Origin of the sequence: Pseudomonas sp. MN1F (assembly GCF_009391885.1) — a bacterium.
GTDB lineage: Bacteria > Pseudomonadota > Gammaproteobacteria > Pseudomonadales > Pseudomonadaceae > Aquipseudomonas.
The window spans coordinates 51,912-72,513 of sequence record NZ_VZII01000006.1; the positions used below are offsets into that span (position 1 = coordinate 51,912).

Sequence of the window (20,602 nt, forward strand, 5' to 3'; positions counted from 1 at the left end):
ATCCGACAAGGAATTGCTTATGGCTACCCCGACTCGCCCCTTGGCCGCCACCCCGCACAACGATCAGCTGGTGAAAGCCGACAAAGCCCACTACATGCACGGCTACCACATGTTCGACGAGCATGCCGAGCAGGGCGCGCTGAACATCCAGGCCGGTGATGGGGCCTACATCCACGACACCCAGGGCAACCGCTTCCTCGACGCCGTCGGCGGCATGTGGTGCACCAACATCGGCCTGGGCCGCGAAGAAATGGCTTTGGCCATCGCCGACCAGGTGCGCCAGCTGGCCTATTCCAACCCGTTCTCGGACATGGCCAACCCGAAAGCCATCGAACTGTGCCAGAAGCTCGCGAGCCTGGCGCCCGGCGACCTCGACCATGTGTTCCTCACCACCGGCGGCTCCACCGCCGTGGACACCGCCTACCGGCTGATCCAGTACTACCAGAACTGCCGCGGCAAGCCGCACAAGAAGCATGTGATCGCCCGCTACAACGCCTACCACGGCTCGACCTGCCTGACCATGTCGATCGGCAACAAGGCCGCCGACCGGGTGCCGGAGTTCGACTACGCCCACGAGCTGATCCACCACGTCTCCAACCCCAACTTCTACCGGGCGGCGGACGACATGGACGAGGCCGAGTTCCTCGACTTCCTGGTGGCCGAGTTCGAAGACAAGATCCTCTCCCTGGGCGCGGACAACGTCGCGGCTTTCTTCGCCGAACCGATCATGGGTTCGGGCGGGGTGATCATCCCGCCCGAGGGCTACTTCCAGCGCATGTGGCAGGTGTGCCAGACCTACGACATCCTCTTTGTCGCTGACGAAGTGGTCACCTCGTTCGGCCGCCTGGGCACCTTCTTCGCCTCCGAAGCGCTGTTCGGCGTCACCCCGGACATCATCACCACCGCCAAGGGCCTGACCTCGGCCTACCTGCCACTGGGCGCGTGCATCTTCTCCGAACGCATCTGGAAGGTCATCGCCGAGCCGGGCAAGGGCCGCTGCTTCACCCACGGTTTCACCTACAGCGGCCACCCGGTGTGCTGCGTGGCGGCGCTGAAGAACATCGAGATCATCGAGCGGGAAAACCTGCTGGCCCACGTCAACGCTGTCGGCAGCTACCTGGAGCAGCGCCTGCAGACCCTGGCTGCACTGCCGCTGGTCGGCCAGGTGCGCTGCATGAAGCTGATGGCCTGTGTCGAATTCGTCGCCAACAAGCAGACCAAGGCGCTGTTCCCCGACGCGGTGAACATCGGCGAGCGCATCCACGTGCGGGCCCAGGCCAAGGGGCTGCTGGTGCGCCCGATCATGCACCTGAACGTGATGTCGCCGCCGCTGATCATCACCCACGCCCAGGTCGACGAGATCGTCGACACGCTGCGCAGCTGCATTCTCGAAGCGGCGCAGGAGCTGACCGAGCAGGGCCTGTACCACGGCCAATGATCGACCTTCTGCCAAAGATGCACGCGCGTGCCCCGGCCGGTAGACTGCGGGGCATGAGCCGAGCACACGAAAACACCACAATAAACCTGCCGTTTCATGCCCTGCAGCAATGGCACGGCGCCCTGCAACAAGCCTTCGCCCACAGCGACGGCCCGGACGCGCTGGCCTGGCTGGCGGCGGCCATCAGCCAGCTGGTGGCGGCCGAGTCGATGCTGATCAGCCTCGAACGCAAGGGCCAGCCGCCGCAGCTGCTGTATCAGCAGGGCATCCCGGCCCGCTACCACGAGGCGGTGCTGGAGCGCTATTTCGCCGCGGGCTACCTGCTCGACCCGTTCTGCCTGGCGGTGCAGAAGGGCCTGGCGCAGGGTTTCTACCACCTGGAAGACATCGCCCCGGACAACTTTTTCGACAGCGACTACTACAAGACCTACTACCTGGGCACCGGCTGCAGCGAGGACAGCTATTTCATCGTCGACCTGGGCAACGACAGCAAGATTTCCCTGAGCCTGTTCCAGGGCTGCAGCGGTGCGCGCCTGGGTGTGGAGCAACTGCACCTGTTGCAGGCGGTGGAACCGATGGTGCGCGAGCTGCTGATGCGCTTTGCCCGGCATGGCCTGGAGCAGCAGCCAGAAGCGAAAGGGAGCGTGCAGGCCGCGTTCGACAGCTTTGGTTGCGGGGTACTGACCGAGCGCGAGCGGCAAGTGGCGCAGATGGTGTTGCAGGGGCACTCGGTGAAATCCACGGCCCATGAACTGGGGATTTCACCCGAGACCGTGCGGATGCACCGCAAGAACCTCTACCTGAAGCTGGACATCAACTCGCAATCGGAGCTGTTCGCCCAGTTCATCGGCTGGTTGCGGCGGATCTGACAGGCGTCACCAGCGCAGCAGGCGCGGGCCCAGCCACGCGCCGAGCGCGGTCGGCAGCAGCATGCCAAGCACGTACCACAGGCCCCAGAACGGCACGCCCATCTCCGGGCAGTGCAGGCAGTAGGCCAAGGTCGCCGTCGACCCGGCCAGCAGGCCGCCAGCGGCTCCAGCCTGGCGCAAACGGGTCGGGGCCAGGCCGCGCAAGGCCCAGAACACGCTGACCAGCCCTGGCAGCGACAGCAAGGTGATGTTCAGCGCGCAGGTGCGCCAGGTACGGCCCAACAGCAGGTCGGCGCGTGCATCCAGCGGGGCGCCGGCCAGGCTCAGCGCTGCGCCCAGCCACAGCAGCAGCAAGGGCAGGCCCAGCAGCCCCCAGGCCAGGCCACCGCGCACGCCAGGTGTGGCCAGCCGGCTGGTCAGCCACAGCCCGAGCACCGCCAGGCTGCTGGGCAACGCCACCTTGGCCCAGAACAGCGGCGTGCGCGCCACCTCGGCCAGGTCGCTGCGTACGCCGTAAATGGCCAAGGTCATCAGCACGGCCGCCAGGCCGCCAAGCAGCACGGCCAGCCCCAGGCGCCGGCCGGTGGCGTTGCGCTGCACCGGGCCTTCGCCTGCGGCCAGCAGGGTGATCAGGTCATCGGTCTTCATTGTCGCTCTTACCTCCAATCAACCTGGCCAGTGCCTTCAGGCCGCGGTGTATGCCCACCTTGACCGCTGAGCTGGAAAGCCCGGTCAGTTGCGCGGTTTCTTCCACCGACAGCCCCTGCAACTTGACATGGACGATCGGCAACCGCTGGCGCTCGGGCAGCTGTTGCAGCAGCCTGGCCAGGTCGCGGCTGGCTTCGGCCGGCTCGGCATCGCTGCTGGCGAACAGCTCGGCGTCGTCATCCAGTGGCGCGTTATGGGCATCAAAGCGGGCCCTGCTGCGCAGGTAGTCGACCAGCTTGTAGCGGGCGATCGCCTGCACCCAGGCGGTCAGCGGCTGTTGTGCCTGATAAGTATGCCGTGCGTTGTGCACCGCCAGCAGCACCTCCTGCAGCAGGTCCTCGATCTCGGCCGGGCGGCTGGCCAGGCGCCGTCGTAGAAACGCCCGGATATGCAGCGCCAGGGCGGCGAGGAAGGCCCGGTAGGCCTGCGCGTCGCCCGCCAGCCCGGCCAGCAGCAAGGCTTGCAGCTGGGCTTCGCGCGCATCAAATACTGCCTGTGAGTCAGTTCGCTGCATGGGCCGCCTGGGTTACACCCTGGGTGCATTTTCTGTGAGTGAAACCTTAGGTCGCTGCAGCCACTTGAGCGAAAAATTTTTCCAGGGCTGTAACCGGATCGGCGCACGCCACGAACTACTCCATGAGCCGCCGGTAAAAGTGCCACGGCCACCCACCCTGGAGACATCAGCATGAAAACCTTAGCCCTCGCCACCGCTGCCCTGGCCCTCGCGTCGCTGGCAAGCGCCGCCCTGGCAGCCACCCCCACCCAGCCGGCCGGCAGCGGCGCCGCCATGGAAAAGTGCTATGGCGTCGCCATGGCCGGCAAGAACGACTGCAAGGCAGGTGCCGGCACCACCTGCGCCGGTTCTGCCAAGAAGGATTACGACGGCATGCACTGGAAGAACGTCCCGGCCGGCACCTGCACTTCGATCAAGACCCCGAACGGCATGGGTTCGCTGACGCCGACCAAGGCCTGAGCAGGGGAGGCCGACCATGAACGGGAATGCAGCACTGGGCGCCGGGGTCGGGCTCAAGGCCGAGCACTTTGACCAGGCGCTCGCGTGCCGCGCCGAAGGGCTCTGGTTCGAAGTTCACCCGGAGAACTACATGGTCGGCGGCCCGCGCCTTGCCTGGCTGTTGCGCATCGCCGAGCACCACCCGCTGTCGCTGCACGGCGTGGCGCTGTCGCTGGCGGCCGATGCCGACCCGGACCCGCAGCACCTGCAGCGTTTGCGCACGCTGATCGACCAGGTCAGGCCGGTGCTGGTGTCCGAGCACCTGGCCTGGTCGACCTGGCGCGGCGCCTATCACCCCGACCTGCTGCCGTTCCCGCGCAGCAGTGAGGCCCTGGCCCGCATCAGCCGCAACATCCAGCGCAGCCAGGAAGCGCTGGGGCGGCGGATTTCGATCGAGAACCCCAGCCATTACCTGCAGCTGGATGGGCATGACTGGGACGAAATCGACTTCCTTGCCGAACTGGCCCGGCGTACCGGTTGCGGGCTGCTGCTGGACGTCAACAACGTGTACGTCAGTGCGCACAACCTGGGTTTCAGTGCCAGCGATTACCTGGACCGCTTTCCGGCACAGGCGATCAGCGAAGTTCACCTGGCCGGTTACAGCCACGACGCACAAGGCAGCCTGTTGGTCGACTCGCACGATGCGGGTGTCGCCGAGCCGGTCTGGGCGCTTTACCGGCGCCTGATCGCCCGCATCGGCCCGCGCCCGACGCTGGTCGAGCGTGATGGCAATGTCCCGCCGTTCAATGAACTGCTCGGCGAACGGGCCATCGCCCAGGCGACCCTTGATAGCCTTGGAGTGCAGCCATGAACCTCACCTTGAGCCAGTTCCAGGACGCCTTCTGCGCCGCATTGCAGGGGCGCCCGGCACCAGGGCTGGCGGCGCTCACCGAACAACCGGCGTTCGCGGTGTACCGCAACACGGTCATGGCCGGCTGCGTGGAAGCGCTGTGTGCCAATTTCCCCAGCGTCCTGACCCTGGTCGGGCGCGAATGGATGGAGGCTGCCGCAGCGGCCTATGCCCGGCAAGCGCCGCCCGACGATCCCCGGCTGATCCATTACGGCGCGGCCTTCGCCGACTTTATCGAGCAGGCGCAGGCCCAACACGGTGTGCCGTACCTGGCCGACGTTGCGCGGCTGGATGCCTGCTGGAACGAGGCCTTCAGCGCGCTGGATGCGCCTTGCCTCGACCTGACCGAACTGGCGGGCATGACGGCCAGCGACCTGGCACGCAGCGTCCTGTACCCCCGCAGCAATGCCCGCTGGCACTGGTGTGAGGCGCATCCAGCCTACCGCCTCTGGCGCTGCGGCCGCGAGCAGCTGGAGTGGGCAGACGAACTGCCGTGGGCCGGCGAAGGGGTGTTGTTCGTCGGCGGCCCCGAGGGCGTTGCTCACCAGTCGCTGGAGCAGGGTGGCTGCGCGTTCCTGCAGGCCTGCGCAGCCGGGCAGCCCCTGGAGCAGGCCTCACAGTTTGCCCAACACACCCAACCGGACCTGGACTTCGGCGACCTGCTCGGCCGCCTGATCGCTGCACAGGTCTTCTGTCCGCTGAGCTTTCCCTGAGGAAACCACCATGGACCACGTCCACCCCACGCCCTTGACCAGCAACCTGCGGCACGCCTGGAACCGGCTGGCCGATACCCTGCAACAGCTTCTGGGCGACAGCGTCTTGTGTCTGGTTGCGCGCTTCGGCATTGCCTCGGTGTTCTTCCTTTCCGGGCGCACCAAGGTCGAAGGCTTGCTGACCATCACGCCGGGCACCTATGAGCTGTTTCGCACCGAATACGCGCTGCCGTTGATTTCCCCCTGGCTGGCGGCACACCTGGCCACCTATTCCGAGCACCTGTTCTCGCTGCTGCTGGTGCTGGGCCTGATGACCCGCCTGTCGGCCCTGGCGTTGCTGGGCATGACCACGGTGATCGAAGTGTTCGTCTACCCCGATGCATGGCCCACCCACCTGACCTGGGCAGGCCTGCTCCTGCTGTTGATTGCGCGAGGGGCGGGCAGGTTGTCCCTGGATCACCTGCTGAAAGTGCGCTGATCGCTGACATCGGCCTGCACATGCAGGGACGTGCGCAGCAACAGCAGCACCGCCCCGAGCACCGGCAGGCTCACCAGCAACAGCGCGTAGCGCAGCGACTGCATGCGGAACACGGGTTGCAGCAGGTCGCTGAGCAGGCCCGTCAGCAGCGGGCCGGCCCCCACGCCCAGCAGGGTGCTGACGATGGTCTGCAGGGCCATGGCCGTGCCGCGCTGTTGTGGCGCCACCAGTTGCGTGACCAGGTTGTACGACGGCGCCACCCACCACACGGCAAAGAAGCTGTACAGCGCACACCACAGCATGGCCACCGGTACCGGCAAGGCGCCCAGGTACATCAGCCGCTCGCTGGGCCACAGCAGGTAGCTGGCCAGTGCCGAGAGTGCCGCCAGGTGGCCCAGTATCGGCAGTGACAATTGCCAGTGCGCGCCCCGGTGGGCCAGGCGGTCGCTCAGCCAGCCGCTGAACAGCCCGCCAACGCCGGCAGCGCTGCCGCAGACCACGCCAGCGAGCATGCCGGCATCGCGCAGTGACAGGCCATGGGAGCGCACCAGGAAGCTGGTGTTCCACATGGCCACGGCATACGAGCCCAGGGTGGTCAGCCCGCCCGCGAGGATCAGCCAGCGGTACGGCGCCAGCGCCCACAGTGCGCGGGCTTCGGCGCCAAGGCCGAGGCGCGGCGCCGGTGCTGGATGGGCATTCAGGTCCCAGCGGCCACGCGCCGGTTCGCGCACCAGCAGCCCAAGGATGACGGCAAAGGCCAGGGCCGGCAGCCCGAGGGCGATGAACGCCGTGCGCCAGCCATATTGCTCGACTACCCAGGCGCCGATGCTCAGGCCGATGATCGACGAAAAGGTCGGTGCGGCGGTGAAGCAGCTGATAGCAAACGAGCGCCGCTGCGGCGGGTACAGGTCGGCAATCAGCGACAGCGATGCCGAGGTGGTCGGCGCTTCGCTCACCGCCACCAGCATGCGCGCCAGGGCCAGCACCACGAAACTGCCCGCCAGCCCGCAGCTCATGGTGGCCAGCGCCCACAGCAGGCAGGCCAGCGCCAGCAGGCGCAGCCGTGGCAGGCGGTCGACCAGGCGCCCGGCCGGCAAGCCGAGCAGGGCATAGACGGCCGCGAAGGCCAGGCCCGAGATCAGGCCCAGCGCGCTGTCACCGACCTGGAACTCGGCCTTGATCGGCTCGAACATCACCGCCAGGATTTGCCGGCCGACGAAGTTGTCGGCGAACACGGCCGCCAGCAACAGCAGCAGGCCATGGCTGCGCCAGCCGACCGTGGTGGGCGGCAGGGTAGGCGTGGCGCTGCTCATCGCGGTGCCCACAGGTCCGGCAGGCCGGGGTCGCTGACCACGATCAGGCGCTTGAGCAACACCTTCAGCGCCTGGGCATCGGCCTCACCGAGCTTGCCGATGAGGTCTTCCTCCACCACCTTGGCCAGCGCCACCTGCTGCAACGACAGCTCGCGGCCATTGGCGGTCAGCACGAAGCGCAACTGTGCAGCATCGCCTTCGATGGCCACCAGGCCCTGGCGTTCGAGGAAGCGCATGCCGGCCAGGGTGACCACGTGGCCGGTGTAGCTGACGAAGGTGTTGAGTTCGCCCAAGGTCAGGTTGTCGCGGATCGACAGCACCGCCAGCACGAAGAACGCCTGTTCATCCAGTTGCTGGTTGCTGAGCAGTTGGCGCAACTGGTTGAGCACCTGGTAGTGGCCGCGGCCGAGCAGGTAGCCGAGCAGGTCTTCGGTATAGCTGCATTCCGGTGGCGGCGGCGTGGTGGCCAGGCGCAGCTCGCTGCGCGGCTTGCGCGTGGCCAGGGCGTACTGGCCGCTCTGGAAGGCCAGCGGTGCGCGGTCGCTGTGGTCGAAGGCCAGCACCTCGCCAACGAAGATCACATGGTCGCCGCCTTCATACTGGAAGGCGGTGCGGCACTGGAAGCGCGCGGTGCAGTCCTGCAGCAGCGGGGCATCGCTGATGCCGTTGTCGAGCTCGACTTCGGCGAACTTGTCCTCGCCCTGGGTGGCGAAGCGGCCAGACAGCTTCTCTTGCCCGATCGACAACACATGCACGTTCCAGTGCTTGCCGTTGCTGAACGCCGGCAGGCTGCGCGCCTGCTTGGACAGGCTCCACAACACCAGTGGCGGGTTCAGCGACACCGAGTTGAAGCTGTTGGCGGTAATGCCCACGGGCGCGCCGTCTTCGCCCTGGGAGGTGATGATGGTGACACCGGTGGTGAAGGTGCCAAGTGCGGCGCGGAAGGCCTGGGGGTCGAAACCGATCTGTGGGGTTGCCATGGCTGGCCTCATGCGGGGTGGCTTTTGTGCGCCCAGTATTGGCCTGCAGGCCTTGCCGGGCATCGTCTCAACGGACTAACGCAGTTGCTCGATTCTGGTCCGATCGGACGAGGCGCAGCCCCCGCGCCATGGCTAGTGTGGCGCCATGCGCATCGGGCGCAGTCAACAGCCAGAGGAGACACCCATGCCACCCGTTTCGTCATCGGTCCAGGCGCTCAGCGGTCTGTTATCGCGGCAGCAAAGCGCCTTCGTCGGCGAGGGCGCCGTCACCGCCGAACGCCGTCGCCAGCGCCTGCAGCAGGTGATCGACCTGCTGGTGCACCACCATCAGAGCCTGACCCAGGCCATCGACAAGGATTTCGGCGGCCGGCCTGCCGGCTTCAGCCTGATGAACGATGTGCTCGGTGCCCTGGCCAGCCTCAAGCACGCCAGGGACCACCTGCAGCAGTGGATGGCCGATGAGCCCAGAGCGCCTTTCGCCCCCTACGACCAGCTCGGCGCCAAGGCCTGGGTGCGTTACCAGCCCAAGGGCACGGTGGGCATCATCGGCACCTGGAATGCCCCGCTGTACACCCTGTTCAGCCCGCTGGCATCGGCCCTTGCCGCCGGCAACCGGGCCATCCTCAAACCCTCCGAGGTGCTGCCGCGCACGGCAGCACTGGTCGCCGAACTGTGCGCCGCGCACCTTGACCCGCTGGAGGTGGCGGTAGTGACCGGCGGCCCGGAGCTGGCCGATGCCTTCACCGCCCAACCGTTCGATCACCTGGTGTTCACCGGCAGCACGGCGGTAGGTCGTAAGGTGATGGCCAATGCCGCGCAGAATCTGGTGCCGGTGACCCTGGAGCTGGGCGGCAAGTCGCCGGTGATCGTCTCCGCCAGTGCCGACCTGGCCAAGGCCGCGCACAGCATCGCCGTGGCCAAGGCCACCAATGCCGGGCAGATCTGCATCAACCCAGACCTGGTCTATGTGCCCAGGGCGATGCAAGAGGGCTTCATCGCCGAACTGCGCGCCGCCTACATTGCACTGAACCCGAGCGTGGCCGGCAACCCGGATGTGGTGGCCGTGGTCAATGCCCGGCACCTGGCGCGGGTCGAGGCGTTGGTGCAGGATGCGCAGCAGCTTGGTGTGCGTGTCGAGACGATGCCCGAGGTGGCCCCCTGCAGCGCGGGTGAACGCCGTCGGCCGTTGAGCGTGGTGGTCAACCCGCCCGAGCAGGCGCAGATCATGCACGAAGAAATCTTCGGCCCGGCGCTGGTGGTGCTGGCCTATGACGCGCTGGACGAGGCCATTGCCCAGATCAACAGCCGGCCCCGGCCGCTGGCGCTGTACTACTTCGGTGAAGACCTGCAGGAGCAACAGCGGGTGCTAGACCACACGCTGTCGGGCGGGGTAACGCTCAACGACGTGATGATGCATGCCGCCCTGCACGACGCGCCGTTTGGCGGTGTCGGCGCCTCGGGCATGGGGCATTATCACGGCCGTGAGGGGTTCCTGCAGTTCAGCCACCTGCGCAGCGTGTTCCAGGCCCCGGCGCACGACCCGCGCCGCGAGTGGGGGCTGCTGCCACCCTATGGCGAGCACTACCTCGCCGCCATGCTGGCCCAGGTCACTGCCGACTGATGCGTAATAACAACAATGAAGAACAGGACGCCATGAGTAATCAGACCCAAGATCCGCATTCCACTGCTACCTCCAGCTGGTCACGTCGCAGCGTGCTCAAGGCCGGCGCCGTCGGCCTGGGCGTTGGCGTGCTGGGGCGCTATGCCGACGCCGCAGCCACCGGCCTGTCTGCCGCTGACTACCAAGGCCTGGACGCCTGGGCCATGGCCGAGGCGGTGCGTGCCGGCAGCCTCAGTGGCGAAGAGCTGCTGGCGGCCGCACTGGCCCGGCATGCCGCCGTCAACCCAAGGGTCGGCGCCGTGAACATGCTGCACGAGGCTTACGCCCAAGCCCTGCTGGCCCGTCGCCGCGCCGCTGGCGACAGCGCCAAGGGCGCGCTGGCCGGCGTGCCGCTGCTGCTCAAGGACCTCAATACCTACCTGCAAGGCACGCCGACCAGCCATGGCTGCCGGCTGTTCCGCGACGCGCCGCCGGCCACGGTCACCAGCACCCTGATCGCCCGCTACGAGCAGGCCGGCGCGGTACCGTTCGGCAAGACCACCTGCCCGGAATTCGGCCTGACCACCACCACCGAATCGCTGCTCTGGGGCCAGACCCACAACCCGTGGAACCTGGCCATGAGCGCTGGCGGCTCATCCGGTGGCGCCGCCGCAGCGGTGGCCGCTGGCATCGTCCCGGTGGCCCATGCCACCGACGGCGGCGGCTCGATCCGCATCCCGGCGTCGTACTGCGGCCTGGTCGGGCTCAAGCCCAGCCGCTACCGCACGCCCAGTGGCCCGCTGCATTTCGAGGGCTGGTTCGGTGCCAGCGTCGGCAATGTGGTGTCGCGCACGCTGCGTGACACCGCGCTGTTCCTCGATGCCGGGCAGGGCCACGAGGCTGGCAGCGCCTATTGGAGCGCGCCGCTGGAGCGCCCATATGTGGACGAATTGCAGCGCGCCCCGGGCAAGTTGCGCGTGGCCGTGGTGCGCCAGTCGCTGACCGGTGCGCCGCTGGATCCGGCGATTGCCGCCACCCTGGAACAGACCATCAAGCAGTTGCAGGGCCTCGGTCATGAGCTCGAAGAGTTGCAGCTGACCGTGGACCCCCGCGAGCTGTTCGGTGCCCATGGCACGGTGATCGGCACCGCGCTGACTAGCCTGGTGCACGAGCGCGAGCAGGCGCTGGGCCGTGCAGCCGGCCCGGGCGACCTGGAGCAGATCACCCAGGTGGTGCTGGAACGGGCCCGCGCCACCAATGGCGAGGCGATGTACCGCGCCCGGCAAAGCTTCGAGCGCATCGGCGCGGCGATGGAGCAGCCGTTCACCCGCTTCGATGTGATCCTCTCACCGGTCACCGCCAACCTCACCCCGGCCCTGGGCCAGCTCAGCCTCGACCAGCGCTGGGACAGCTACGCCCAGCGGGCGATGGGCAGCGCCGGCTTCACCGTGCTGGCCAACGTCAGCGGCCAGCCATCGCTGTCGCTGCCACTGGGGCAGAGCGACAGCGGCTTGCCGGTGGGCATGCTGTTCACCGCCCGGCTCGGCGGCGAAGACCTGCTGCTGCGCCTGGCCAGCCAACTGGAGCAGGACCGCCCGTGGGCTGGGCGGCGGGCGCAGCTGTAGCGCCTAGTCCGCTTTGACGATGAGTGCCCGTCAGCCAGCGCCGATCATGGGATGCACGCCGCCAGCCGCACCGCGAGGGTGCTGGCGGCTCTTCCCTGACCTTAGCGAATGGCACAACAACAATGACGGCTCAAGATCAGTCTCAAACCCAGTACGACGTGATAGTGGTCGGCTCGGGGGCCGGCGCGATGACCTCGGCGGTGTTCCTTGCCGACCAGGGCTTCAGCGTGCTGGTTCTGGAAAAGAGCGACAAGTTCGGTGGCACCTCGGCCATTTCCGGGGGCGGCATCTGGATCCCCAACAACCACTATTTCGCCCGCCAGGGCGGCAACGACAGTGTCGAGCAGGCGCGCCGCTACCTCGATGCCGCCGCGGGTGGCCAGGTCGAGCCGGCCCGCCTGCAGGCCTACCTGGACAACGCGCCGAAGATGATCGAGGCGCTCACCCGCTGCAGCCGTGTGCGCTACGCGGTGGCGGCGAAGTACCCGGATTACTACCCGCACCTGCCCGGCGCCTTACCCGGCGGGCGCACTCTCGACCCGGAACTGTTCGACAGCAGCCTGCTCGGCGCCGAGCTGGACAACCTGCGCAAGCCGTCACCCTCGACCCTGCTGATGGGCCGTATCGCCTGGACCGCACGGGATGCGCACAAGGCCATGGCCCGCGGTTTTGGCTGGCGCCTGCTGATCCTGCGGCTGATGCTGCGCTACAAGCTCGACTTCAAGTGGCGCCGCAAAAGCCGCTTCGACCGCCGCGCCGCCCTGGGCAGCTCGTTGGTTTGTTCGCTGCGCCGCTCGCTGATGGACCGCAACGTGCCGCTGTGGCTGAACAGCGATTTCCGTGAACTGATCGTGGAGCAGGGCCGGGTCAGCGGCGTGCGCATCTACCGCGAGGGCCGCGAACTCGCCTTGCAGGCCCGGCATGGGGTGATCCTGGCCTCTGGTGGCTTCGAGCAGAACCAGGCCCTGCGTGAACAGTACCTGCCCAAGCCCACGCGCATGGCCTGGAGCGCCACGCCACCGGGCAACAACACCGGCGCCGCGCTGCAGGCCGGCCTGGCCCAAGGCGCGGCCACCGCGTTGATGGACTGGGCCTGGTGGGCGCCAACCATCGCCGTGCCCGGCGAGGACAAGCCCCGAGGCATCTTCGCCGAGCGCGCCTTCCCCGGGGCCATCGTGGTCAATGGCCAGGGCCAGCGCTTCGTCAACGAGGCGGCGCCGTACCTGGAATTCGTCGACGCCATGCACCGCGACAATGCCCGCACCGGCGGTGGCTCGGTACCGGCCTGGGTGATCTTCGACGGCCACTTCCGCTTCAACTACGCCATGGGCCCGCTGATGCCGGCCCAGGTCATGCCCGACAGCCGCCTGCGCCCGGAGTGGCGCGACACCCTGTACTGGAAGGCCGACAGCCTGGAGGACCTGGCCGGCAAGATTGGCATCGACGCACAGGGCCTGGCCGGCACCGTGGCCAAGGTCAACGACTATGCCCGTACCGGTGTCGACCTGGACTTCGGCCGCGGTGGCAATGTCTTCGACCGTTACTACGGCGACTGCAACATCAAGCCCAACCCGTGCCTGGCGCCACTGCGCAAGGGGCCGTACTACGCCATGCGCCTGGATGCCGGCGACATCGGCACCAAGGGCGGCCTGCTGACCAATGCCCAGGCCCAGGTGCTGCGTGAAGACGGCTCGGTGATTGCCGGCCTGTATGCCATCGGCAACTGTTCGGCCTCGGTGATGGGCACCAGCTACCCCGGTGCAGGCGGTACCCTGGGCCCGGCCATGACCTTTGCCTACGTGGCCGCCAACCACCTGGCCGCAACGCGTCGGGAGGTGGCATGAGCAGCGCCGTCACTACGATTCTCGAACCGTTGCAGGTGGCCGACGCGGCGGCGCTGCAGTGGCAGGCGCAGTGCGATGTGCTGGTCATCGGCTGGGGCGCCGCCGGGGCCTGCGCGGCGCTGCAGGCACGCGCCGAGGGCGCCGATGTACTGGTCGCCGACCGCTTCACCGGCGGCGGTGCCAGCGCCCGCAGTGGTGGCGTGGTGTACGCCGGCGGCGGTACCCGGCAGCAACAGGCGGCCGGCTTCGACGACAGCCCCGAGGCGATGTTCGACTACCTCAAGCATGAAACCCAGGGCGTGGTCAGTGACGACACGTTGCGGCGCTTCTGCCGCGACAGCGTCGCCAACCTGCAATGGCTGGAGAGCCATGGCGCGCCGTTCGCCCATCAGATGCCACCTGGCGGCAAGACCTCGTACCCGCCCGACGGCGCCTTTCTCTACTACTCGGGCAACGAACTGGTGCCGGCCTATGCCGGCCAGCGCGCAGCGGCGCCGCGTGGCCACCGCACGGTCGGCAAGGGCCAGTGCGGCGCGGTGCTATACAGCCACTTGCAGGCGGCTTGCCTGCGCGCCGGCGTGCGGCCGTTGCCGCAGTCAGCTGCCCGGCGCTTGGTGCTCGACGGCCAGGGGCGGGTGATCGGCGCAGAGTTGTGGCGCCTGGCACCGGGCAGCAAGCAGGCGCGCGAGCATGCGCAGCTGGCGGCCCGCGCCGAACGCCTGCAGAACTTCATGCCGGGCTACTGCGACCGCTTGCGTCGCCGGTTGAGCGCGCTCGAACACAAGCACGCCCGGCCCTGGCTGGTGCGGGCAATGAACGGGGTGGTCCTGAGCACCGGTGGCTTCATTTTCAACCGCGAACTGATCAAGGCCCACGCACCGGCGTTCCGCCGCAACTTCAAGGTCGGCGCCACCGGCTGCGACGGCAGCGGCCTGCGCCTGGGCCTGAGCGTCGGCGCGGCCAGCGACCGCCTGCAGCGGGTATCGGCCTGGCGTTTCATCAACCCGCCGTACAGCTGGCACAAGGGCATCGTGGTCAACCGCGCCGGCGAGCGCTTCTGCAACGAAGAAGTGTACGGCGCGACCCTCGGCCAGCCGTTGATGGAAGAGCAGGGCGGGCAAGCCTGGCTGGTGCTCGATGCGCCGTTGCGCAAGCAGGCCCTGCGCGAGGCGCTGTTTGGCGGTTACTGGTGGTTCCAGGCGCTACCGGCGTTGGTGCTGATGCTGCTGGGCGCGCGCAAGGGCAAGGGCCTGCAGCAGTTGGCGCAAACCACCGGCATGCGCGCGGAAAACCTGCGCCAGGCGTTGCTCGCCAACAATGCCGCGGCCCGTGGCCAGGCGCCGGACCCGTTCGGCAAATCGGCGGGCGGGCGCCAGGTGCTGGAGCAGGGGCCGTTCTATGCCTGCGATATCTCGGTGGGCAACCCGATCTTCCCGCTGGGCGCCTTGACCCTCGGTGGCCTGCGCGTGGACGAGGGCAGCGGCGCGGTGCTGGACGGCGACGGCCAGGCGATCGCCGGGTTGTTCGCGGCCGGGCGCACGGCGCTGGGCATTCCTTCTCATCTCTATATCAGTGGCCTGTCCCTGGCCGACTGCGTGTTCTCCGGGCGTCGTGCCGGGGCCGCAGTGGTTCACGGGGCGCGCCTGAACACGGACTGCGAGGTAGCGTCATGAGTGAACGAAACGGGCGGGTGCAGGGCAAGGTTGCCCTGGTCACGGGGGGCGCCAAGGGCATCGGCGCGGCGAGTGCACGGCTGCTGGTGGAGCAAGGCGCCCAGGTGCTGATCAGCGATATCGATGAACAGGCCGGGCTGGCCCTGGCTGAAACGTTGGGCTCGGCGGCCAGCTTCATCGTCCATGATGCGAGCGATGAGATGCAGTGGCAGCGGGTGATGGCGGTTATTGCCGAGCGCCATGGCCGGCTGGATATCCTGCTCAACAATGCCGGCATGCTGCAGCCCGGCAACATCGAGGACACCGAACTGCGCGACTGGGAGCGGCTGATGCGGGTCAATGCATCCAGCGTGTTTCTGGGCTGCCGTGCGGGCATCGCGTTGATGAAGCAGCAGGGTGGGTCGATCATCAATCTGTCATCGGTGGCGGCCCTGGCCGGGCGTGACGATTACCTGGCCTACAGTGCTTCGAAAGGCGCGGTGGCGGCGTTGACACGCTCGGTAGCGGCGTTTTGCCGGCGGCGGCGATATCGCATCCGCTGCAACTCGCTGCATCCGGATGGTGTGCTCACCGACATGACCCGTGGCGGTTTTCCTGAAGGGGTCGACCCGGCGCGGCTGACCATCGACAGTGACCCGATGAACCGCATGTGCCTGCCTGAGGATGTGGCGGCCAGTGTGTTGTACCTGGCCAGTGATGAGGCGCGGGCGGTGAATGGGGTGGAATTGCGGATTGATAGTGGGCAGTTGGTGATGTCGATCTGAGGGGGTCTGGCTTGGGTTTTCCAGTGCCTGGGGTATTCCTGGCTTGAGATTTTTAGCGCCTGGGATTTTCCTGGCTTGGGATTTTCAGCGCCTGTGAAATCGAGCGCCGCCCGCGCGGCGCATCGCGGGCAAGCCCGCTCCCACATCTGTTTCGGGCCAGTTACTCCTGTGCCGCCAACAGGACCCGCCTTGTTAGCATGGCGATGCATTTCGGTGGAAGCTAACAGGGTCTGGCGATGCATCTCGGTAGGCGCTGATGCGGCACCACCAGTCTCCAGTCGTGCACCAAAGCGGTCCCTGTTGGCTTCACAGGAAAGATTGGCCCGAAACAAATGTGGGAGCGGGCTTGCCCGCGATGCGCCGCGCGGGCGGCGCTCGATCTCACAGGCGCTGAAAAAGCCATGGCAGGCACCCACAGGCGCTGCAAATGTCATGGCAGGCACATTGCAGCCTTAACCCTATCCCGAGCAAACCTCACCACCCCTCAAACCGCGCCGCCCGCTTTTCGATAAACGCCTGCATCCCCTCCTTCTGGTCCCGTGAAGCAAACAACAACGCATTAGCCTTGCGCTCCAGCGCCAGTGCCGCATCCAACGGCGCATCCATCCCTGCCAGGATCACCTCCTTGATCTGCTCGGCCGCCAGCGCCGGCATCCCGGCAATCACCCGCGCCAGCTCCAGCGCATGGCCCTGCACCTGGTCATCGTCAACCAGGTCGCTGACCAACCCCGCCACCCAGGCCTCTTCGGCACTGATCGGCTGCCCGGTCAGCGCCATGCGCATGGCCTTGACCTTGCCCACCGCCCGCACCAGGCGCTGGGTGCCGCCGATGCCGGGCATGATGCCGATGCGGATCTCCGGCTGGCAGAAGCGCGCATTGCGCCCGGCGACGATCAGGTCGGCGAGCATCGCCAGCTCGCAGCCGCCGCCATAGGCATAACCGCAGACTGCAGCGATCACCGGCTTCGGGCAGTGCTGGATCGGCGCCCAGACCCGCTCGGTATGGCGCCGGTAGATATCGATCGGGCCGACCCCGGCCATGCTGCCGATATCGCCGCCAGCGGCAAACACCTTGTCGCCACCGGTCAGCAGTATGCAGCGCACATCCGGGTCTGCAGCCAATTCTCTGAAGTGGCGCGAGAGCAGGGCCTGTAGCTCCAGGCTCAGGGCATTGGTGGCGTGCGGGCGGTTCAGGCGCAGCAACGCCACGCCCGGTAGCGGGCGTTCGAGCAGGACCGGTGGAGCGGCTGAATCAGGCATGGTGTTCCTCGTGTGCAGGGGCGCGATGGCCGCCAGTGTTACCCCGCACCCTGGCCCATTCATCGTCCGTTCAGACGAAGTACACCCGTCTTCGAGCCTCTAGAGTCGGTTGCCATGGCAGAACGAGGAACAGGCTATGGCGTTTGATTACAGTGGCAAGGTGGTGCTCGTCACCGGCGGTAGCAAAGGGATCGGCGCGGGTATCGCCGAAGGGTTTCTCGCGGCGGGGGCGCAAGTGATCGTCTGCGCCCGCAGCCAGCCCGAACAGCTGCCCAGCGCCGAGGGCCGCAGCGCGGAGTTCATCGCCGCCGACGTGCGCGACGGCGATTCGCTGCAGGCACTGTTCGACACCATCGAGCGTGACTTCGGCCGCCTCGACGTGCTGGTCAACAACGCCGGCGGCAGCCCGTCGGCGGTGGCCGCCACCGCCTCGCCGCGCTTTCACGAGGGCGTGCTGCGGCTGAACCTGATCGCACCGCTCAACGCCGCCCAGCATGCCAACCGCCTGATGCAGGCGCAGGCGCAGGGCGGCTGCATCGTCTTCATCGGCAGCATCAGCGCCCTGCGTGCTTCACCCGGCACCGCCGCCTACGGCGCGGCCAAGGCCGGTGTGCTGGCGCTGGTGCAATCGCTGGCCGTGGAGTGGGCGCCGAAAGTGCGCGTGGTCGCGGTCAGCCCCGGCCTGGTGCTGACCGACCAGGCCCACCTGCACTACGGCAGCGAGCACGGTATTGCCGCCGTCAGCGCCGGCATCCCGGCCGGGCGCATGGCTGCTGCCAGCGACATCGCCAACGCCTGCCTGTACATCGCCTCACCCCTGGCCAGCTATGCCAGCGGCTGCAACCTGCTGCTGCACGGCGGTGGCGAACGCCCGGCGTTTCTCAGTGCGGCCCAGGCCCTACCAACTTGATCGACCACCTGGCGGTGGCCGTATCGGCGCGCCGCCCTCACGTAGCAGGAGACGACTTTGGCTGACCCACAATTGCTATCCAGCGTGCGCGCCCTCGTGGGCCGCGAATATGGCCGGGTGTATGCCTGGGATGCGGTGAATGCGCCGATGATCCGCCAATGGTGCGAGATCATGGGCGTCGACAACCCGCTCTACAGCGACCCCGACTTTGCCCAGAGCAGCCCGCACCAGGCGATCGTCGCCCCGCCGGCCATGCTCCAGGTGTGGACCATGGAAGGGCTGCATGCCAACAACTACCCGCCGGGCTCCACCGAGCAGAACCCGTACGAAGTGCTCAAGCTGATCGAAGAATACGGCTACGCCTCGGTGGTAGCGGTGAACTCCGAGCTGAGCTTCACCCGCCCGGTGCAGCTGGGCGAGCGGCTGTACTACACCACCCGCCTGGACGCGGTGGGCGACGAGAAGACCACCGCCCTGGGCACCGGTTTCTTCGTCACCCTGGTGATGAGCCACTTCGTCGAAAAGCCCGGAGGCGACGAGCCGGTGGGCGAGCTGCTGTTCCGCGTGTTCAAGTTCCGCCCGGCCAACCCGCAGCCAGCGGCCAAGCCCGAGACCGCACTGGCCAAGGCCAAGCGCCCGCTGCCAGGGGTGAGCGACGACACCCGGTTCTTCTGGGAAGGCTGCGCCGAAGGCCGCCTGCTGATCCAGCGCTGCAGCGCCTGCGCCACCTTGCGCCACCCACCGGCACCGGTGTGCATGGCCTGCCACAGCTTCGAGTGGGACAGCGTCCAGGCCAGCGGGCGCGGCAGCCTGTATTCCTTCGTGGTCATGCACTACCCCGAAGTGCCGCCGTTCGACCACCCCAACCCGATCGGCCTGATCGAGCTGGACGAGGGCGTGCGCCTGGTCGCCGGGCTGATCGGCGTGCAGCGCGAGCAACTGCAGATCGGCCAGCGCCTGCAGGTCGAATTCCACACCTTCGACGCGCAGCAGACCCTGCCGTTGTTCCGGCCTGCGGCCGAGTAAGGGGCGCCCTATGGACTTTCAACTGAGCGAAGACCAGCGGGCCATCGAACAGATGGCCCAGAGCCTGTTCGCCGACCACTGCCACGACGATTACCTGCGCCACTGGGATGCCAGCGGCGAGCCGCTGATGGCGCCGCTGTGGGCGCTGTGCCAGGAAACCGGCCTGCATGCCCTGGCCATTCCGGAGCCGCAGGGCGGCAGCGGCCTGGGCATGACCGAACTGATGCTGGTGTTGCAGGCCCAAGGGCGCAGCCTCGGCCAGGTACCGCTGTGGCGGCATCAGCTGGCGGCCGCGACCCTGGCCACCTTTGGCCTGGGCGACCTGGCGCCGCTGGCTGCCCAGGCCGCTACTGGCGAGCGCTTGCTGAGCCTGTCGCTGGACGGCCTGCACGCCGCAAACGGTATCGCCTTGCAGGCCACGGCGTGTGCCGAGGGCTGGCAGGTGAGCGGGCAGGTGGCCGCACTGCCACTCGGAGGGCAGGCCCACGCAGCGCTGTTACCGGTGCTTGCCAACGGCCAGCCACGGCTGCTGCTGCTCGACCTCGGCAACCCGGCTATCCGCCGCGTGCCGGGGGTGCTGACCCATGGCGAAGCCATCGCCGACCTGCACATCGAGGGCCTGCGGGTCAGTGCCGACCGCGTGCTGCCCGCCGCCGCGCTGGCCTGGCTCGAACCCCGTGCCATCACCGCCCTGGCGGCCCTGCAACTGGGGGTCAGTGCCGAGCACATCCAGCGCACCGTGGCCTATGTCGGCGAGCGCCAGCAGTTCGACCGGCGCATCGGCAGTTTCCAGGCGGTGCAGATGAGCATGGCCGATGCGCACATCGCCCTGGAGGCCCTGCGCAGCGCCCTGTGGCAGCTGTGCTACCGGCTGGACGCCGGCCTGCCGGCACCGTCCGAGGCCCAGGCCACCGCCTACCTGGCCTGCGAGGCCGGCCACCGCATTGGCCATGTCGCCCAGCACGTGCACGGCGGCATTGGCGTCGACCTGACCTACCCGATTCACCGCTACCTGTACTGGAGCCGCGCCCTGGGCATTGCCCTGGGCGGTTCGGCGGCATGCCTGGAACGGCTCGGCGACTGGCTGAGCGACAACGACAAGCTGGGATGGAAATATGACCTCGAAGAACACCAAGCGCTTTGACGATGTGCGCCCCGGCGAAACCCTGCCAGCGCTGCAGGTGCCGATCACGGTGGCGCTGATTGCCGGCGGCGCGATTGCCACGCGCGACTACTTCCCTGGCCACCACGACCTGGATGCCGCCCGTGAACTGGGCTCGCCCCATGTGTTCATGAACATCCTCACCACCAACGGCCTGGTACAGCGCTTCGTCGAAGGCTGGGCCGGCCCGCTGGCGCGCTTCACCACGCTGAAGATCAAGCTGGGCGTGCCCAACTACCCCGGCGACTGCATGACCTTCAGCGGCAGCGTGACCGATTGTGACCCCGAAACCCGCACGGTGGAAGTGACCCTCAGCGGCAAGAACTCAATGGGCAACCACGTGACCGGCACGGTCGCGCTGGTGCTGCCATGACCTT

At 67.7% G+C, this 20,602-nt stretch carries 20 protein-coding genes; 15 read left to right on the forward strand and 5 right to left on the reverse strand.

What is annotated here, in order from left to right; genetic code table 11:
• Nucleotides 1-19 precede the first annotated feature (19 nt).
• A complete protein-coding gene (locus F6X59_RS02755; RefSeq protein WP_152954324.1) occupies nucleotides 20-1,438 on the forward strand; it encodes an aminotransferase in 1,419 nt (472 codons plus the stop codon).
• A gap of 53 nt (nucleotides 1,439-1,491) precedes the next feature.
• Complete coding sequence (locus F6X59_RS02760; protein WP_152954325.1) at nucleotides 1,492-2,307, forward strand: helix-turn-helix transcriptional regulator; 816 nt, start codon at nucleotides 1,492-1,494, stop codon at nucleotides 2,305-2,307.
• A 6-nt stretch (nucleotides 2,308-2,313) separates the two neighbouring features.
• On the opposite strand, the gene F6X59_RS02765 is transcribed toward F6X59_RS02760, so the two are convergent.
• Both F6X59_RS02765 and F6X59_RS02770 read right to left on the reverse strand, forming a co-directional pair.
• Nucleotides 2,314-2,955, reverse strand: coding sequence for a DUF1109 domain-containing protein (locus tag F6X59_RS02765; protein ID WP_152954327.1), 642 nt, complete (start codon nucleotides 2,953-2,955; stop codon nucleotides 2,314-2,316).
• Nucleotides 2,942-3,529, reverse strand: coding sequence for a sigma-70 family RNA polymerase sigma factor (locus F6X59_RS02770; protein ID WP_152954329.1), 588 nt, complete (start codon nucleotides 3,527-3,529; stop codon nucleotides 2,942-2,944). The genes F6X59_RS02765 and F6X59_RS02770 overlap by 14 nt, the downstream gene beginning before the upstream one ends.
• A gap of 171 nt (nucleotides 3,530-3,700) precedes the next feature.
• Here F6X59_RS02770 and F6X59_RS02775 point away from each other — a divergent pair, with 171 nt between their 5' ends.
• From F6X59_RS02775 to F6X59_RS02790, 4 genes are read left to right on the forward strand one after another with little or no spacing between them, the layout of a single operon-like run.
• A complete protein-coding gene (locus tag F6X59_RS02775) occupies nucleotides 3,701-3,988 on the forward strand; it encodes a DUF2282 domain-containing protein (protein ID WP_152954331.1) in 288 nt (95 codons plus the stop codon).
• Between the two features lie 16 nt (nucleotides 3,989-4,004).
• Nucleotides 4,005-4,838, forward strand: a complete 834-nt coding sequence (locus F6X59_RS02780) for a DUF692 domain-containing protein (protein WP_152954333.1) — start codon at nucleotides 4,005-4,007, stop codon at nucleotides 4,836-4,838.
• Entirely contained in the window at nucleotides 4,835-5,590 is a 756-nt protein-coding gene (locus F6X59_RS02785; RefSeq protein WP_152954335.1) for a DNA-binding domain-containing protein, read from the forward strand. Before F6X59_RS02780 ends, F6X59_RS02785 begins: the two co-directional genes overlap by 4 nt.
• 10 nt (nucleotides 5,591-5,600) lie before the next feature.
• The gene (locus tag F6X59_RS02790; RefSeq protein WP_152954337.1) at nucleotides 5,601-6,068 is read left to right on the forward strand and encodes a DoxX family protein; all 468 of its coding nucleotides are present in this window, start codon (nucleotides 5,601-5,603) and stop codon (nucleotides 6,066-6,068) included.
• On the opposite strand, the gene F6X59_RS02795 is transcribed toward F6X59_RS02790, so the two are convergent.
• Together F6X59_RS02795 and F6X59_RS02800 are read right to left on the reverse strand one after the other, a co-directional pair.
• The gene (locus F6X59_RS02795) at nucleotides 6,047-7,381 is read right to left on the reverse strand and encodes an MFS transporter (protein WP_152954339.1); all 1,335 of its coding nucleotides are present in this window, start codon (nucleotides 7,379-7,381) and stop codon (nucleotides 6,047-6,049) included. The two genes, F6X59_RS02790 and F6X59_RS02795, sit on opposite strands and share 22 nt — an antisense overlap.
• Nucleotides 7,378-8,361: a flavin reductase gene (locus F6X59_RS02800; RefSeq protein ID WP_152954340.1), complete on the reverse strand. Its 984-nt coding sequence runs from the start codon at nucleotides 8,359-8,361 to the stop codon at nucleotides 7,378-7,380. Before F6X59_RS02800 ends, F6X59_RS02795 begins: the two co-directional genes overlap by 4 nt.
• Nucleotides 8,362-8,545: 184 nt before the next feature.
• Here F6X59_RS02800 and F6X59_RS02805 point away from each other — a divergent pair, with 184 nt between their 5' ends.
• The 5 genes from F6X59_RS02805 (at nucleotide 8,546) to F6X59_RS02825 (ending at nucleotide 15,867) form a co-directional block, all read left to right on the forward strand.
• Complete coding sequence (locus F6X59_RS02805) at nucleotides 8,546-9,982, forward strand: coniferyl aldehyde dehydrogenase (protein WP_152954342.1); 1,437 nt, start codon at nucleotides 8,546-8,548, stop codon at nucleotides 9,980-9,982.
• 32 nt (nucleotides 9,983-10,014) lie between these two features.
• Nucleotides 10,015-11,586: an amidase gene (locus F6X59_RS02810; protein ID WP_256669030.1), complete on the forward strand. Its 1,572-nt coding sequence runs from the start codon at nucleotides 10,015-10,017 to the stop codon at nucleotides 11,584-11,586.
• Nucleotides 11,587-11,708: 122 nt separating this feature from the next.
• Nucleotides 11,709-13,430 (forward strand): FAD-binding protein, encoded by a 1,722-nt coding sequence (locus tag F6X59_RS02815; protein WP_152954347.1) that lies wholly within the window; start codon nucleotides 11,709-11,711, stop codon nucleotides 13,428-13,430.
• Nucleotides 13,427-15,103, forward strand: a complete 1,677-nt coding sequence (locus F6X59_RS02820; RefSeq protein ID WP_152954348.1) for an FAD-binding protein — start codon at nucleotides 13,427-13,429, stop codon at nucleotides 15,101-15,103. The genes F6X59_RS02815 and F6X59_RS02820 overlap by 4 nt, the downstream gene beginning before the upstream one ends.
• A complete protein-coding gene (locus tag F6X59_RS02825) occupies nucleotides 15,100-15,867 on the forward strand; it encodes an SDR family oxidoreductase (protein WP_152954349.1) in 768 nt (255 codons plus the stop codon). Before F6X59_RS02820 ends, F6X59_RS02825 begins: the two co-directional genes overlap by 4 nt.
• 474 nt (nucleotides 15,868-16,341) lie before the next feature.
• Here F6X59_RS02825 and F6X59_RS02830 read toward each other — a convergent pair whose 3' ends face one another.
• Complete coding sequence (locus F6X59_RS02830) at nucleotides 16,342-17,127, reverse strand: enoyl-CoA hydratase (protein ID WP_152954351.1); 786 nt, start codon at nucleotides 17,125-17,127, stop codon at nucleotides 16,342-16,344.
• 136 nt (nucleotides 17,128-17,263) lie between these two features.
• Here F6X59_RS02830 and F6X59_RS02835 point away from each other — a divergent pair, with 136 nt between their 5' ends.
• The 4 genes from F6X59_RS02835 to F6X59_RS02850 are packed head-to-tail and all read left to right on the forward strand — an operon-like array spanning nucleotide 17,264 to nucleotide 20,598.
• Nucleotides 17,264-18,037, forward strand: coding sequence for an SDR family oxidoreductase (locus tag F6X59_RS02835; protein WP_152954352.1), 774 nt, complete (start codon nucleotides 17,264-17,266; stop codon nucleotides 18,035-18,037).
• A gap of 57 nt (nucleotides 18,038-18,094) precedes the next feature.
• Nucleotides 18,095-19,063, forward strand: coding sequence for a bifunctional MaoC family dehydratase N-terminal/OB-fold nucleic acid binding domain-containing protein (locus tag F6X59_RS02840; protein ID WP_152954354.1), 969 nt, complete (start codon nucleotides 18,095-18,097; stop codon nucleotides 19,061-19,063).
• Between the two features lie 10 nt (nucleotides 19,064-19,073).
• Nucleotides 19,074-20,207, forward strand: a complete 1,134-nt coding sequence (locus F6X59_RS02845; RefSeq protein WP_152954356.1) for an acyl-CoA dehydrogenase family protein — start codon at nucleotides 19,074-19,076, stop codon at nucleotides 20,205-20,207.
• On the forward strand, nucleotides 20,179-20,598 hold the full coding sequence (locus tag F6X59_RS02850) for a MaoC family dehydratase (RefSeq protein WP_152954358.1): 420 nt from the start codon (nucleotides 20,179-20,181) through the stop codon (nucleotides 20,596-20,598). Before F6X59_RS02845 ends, F6X59_RS02850 begins: the two co-directional genes overlap by 29 nt.
• Nucleotides 20,599-20,602: the final 4 nt, after the last annotated feature.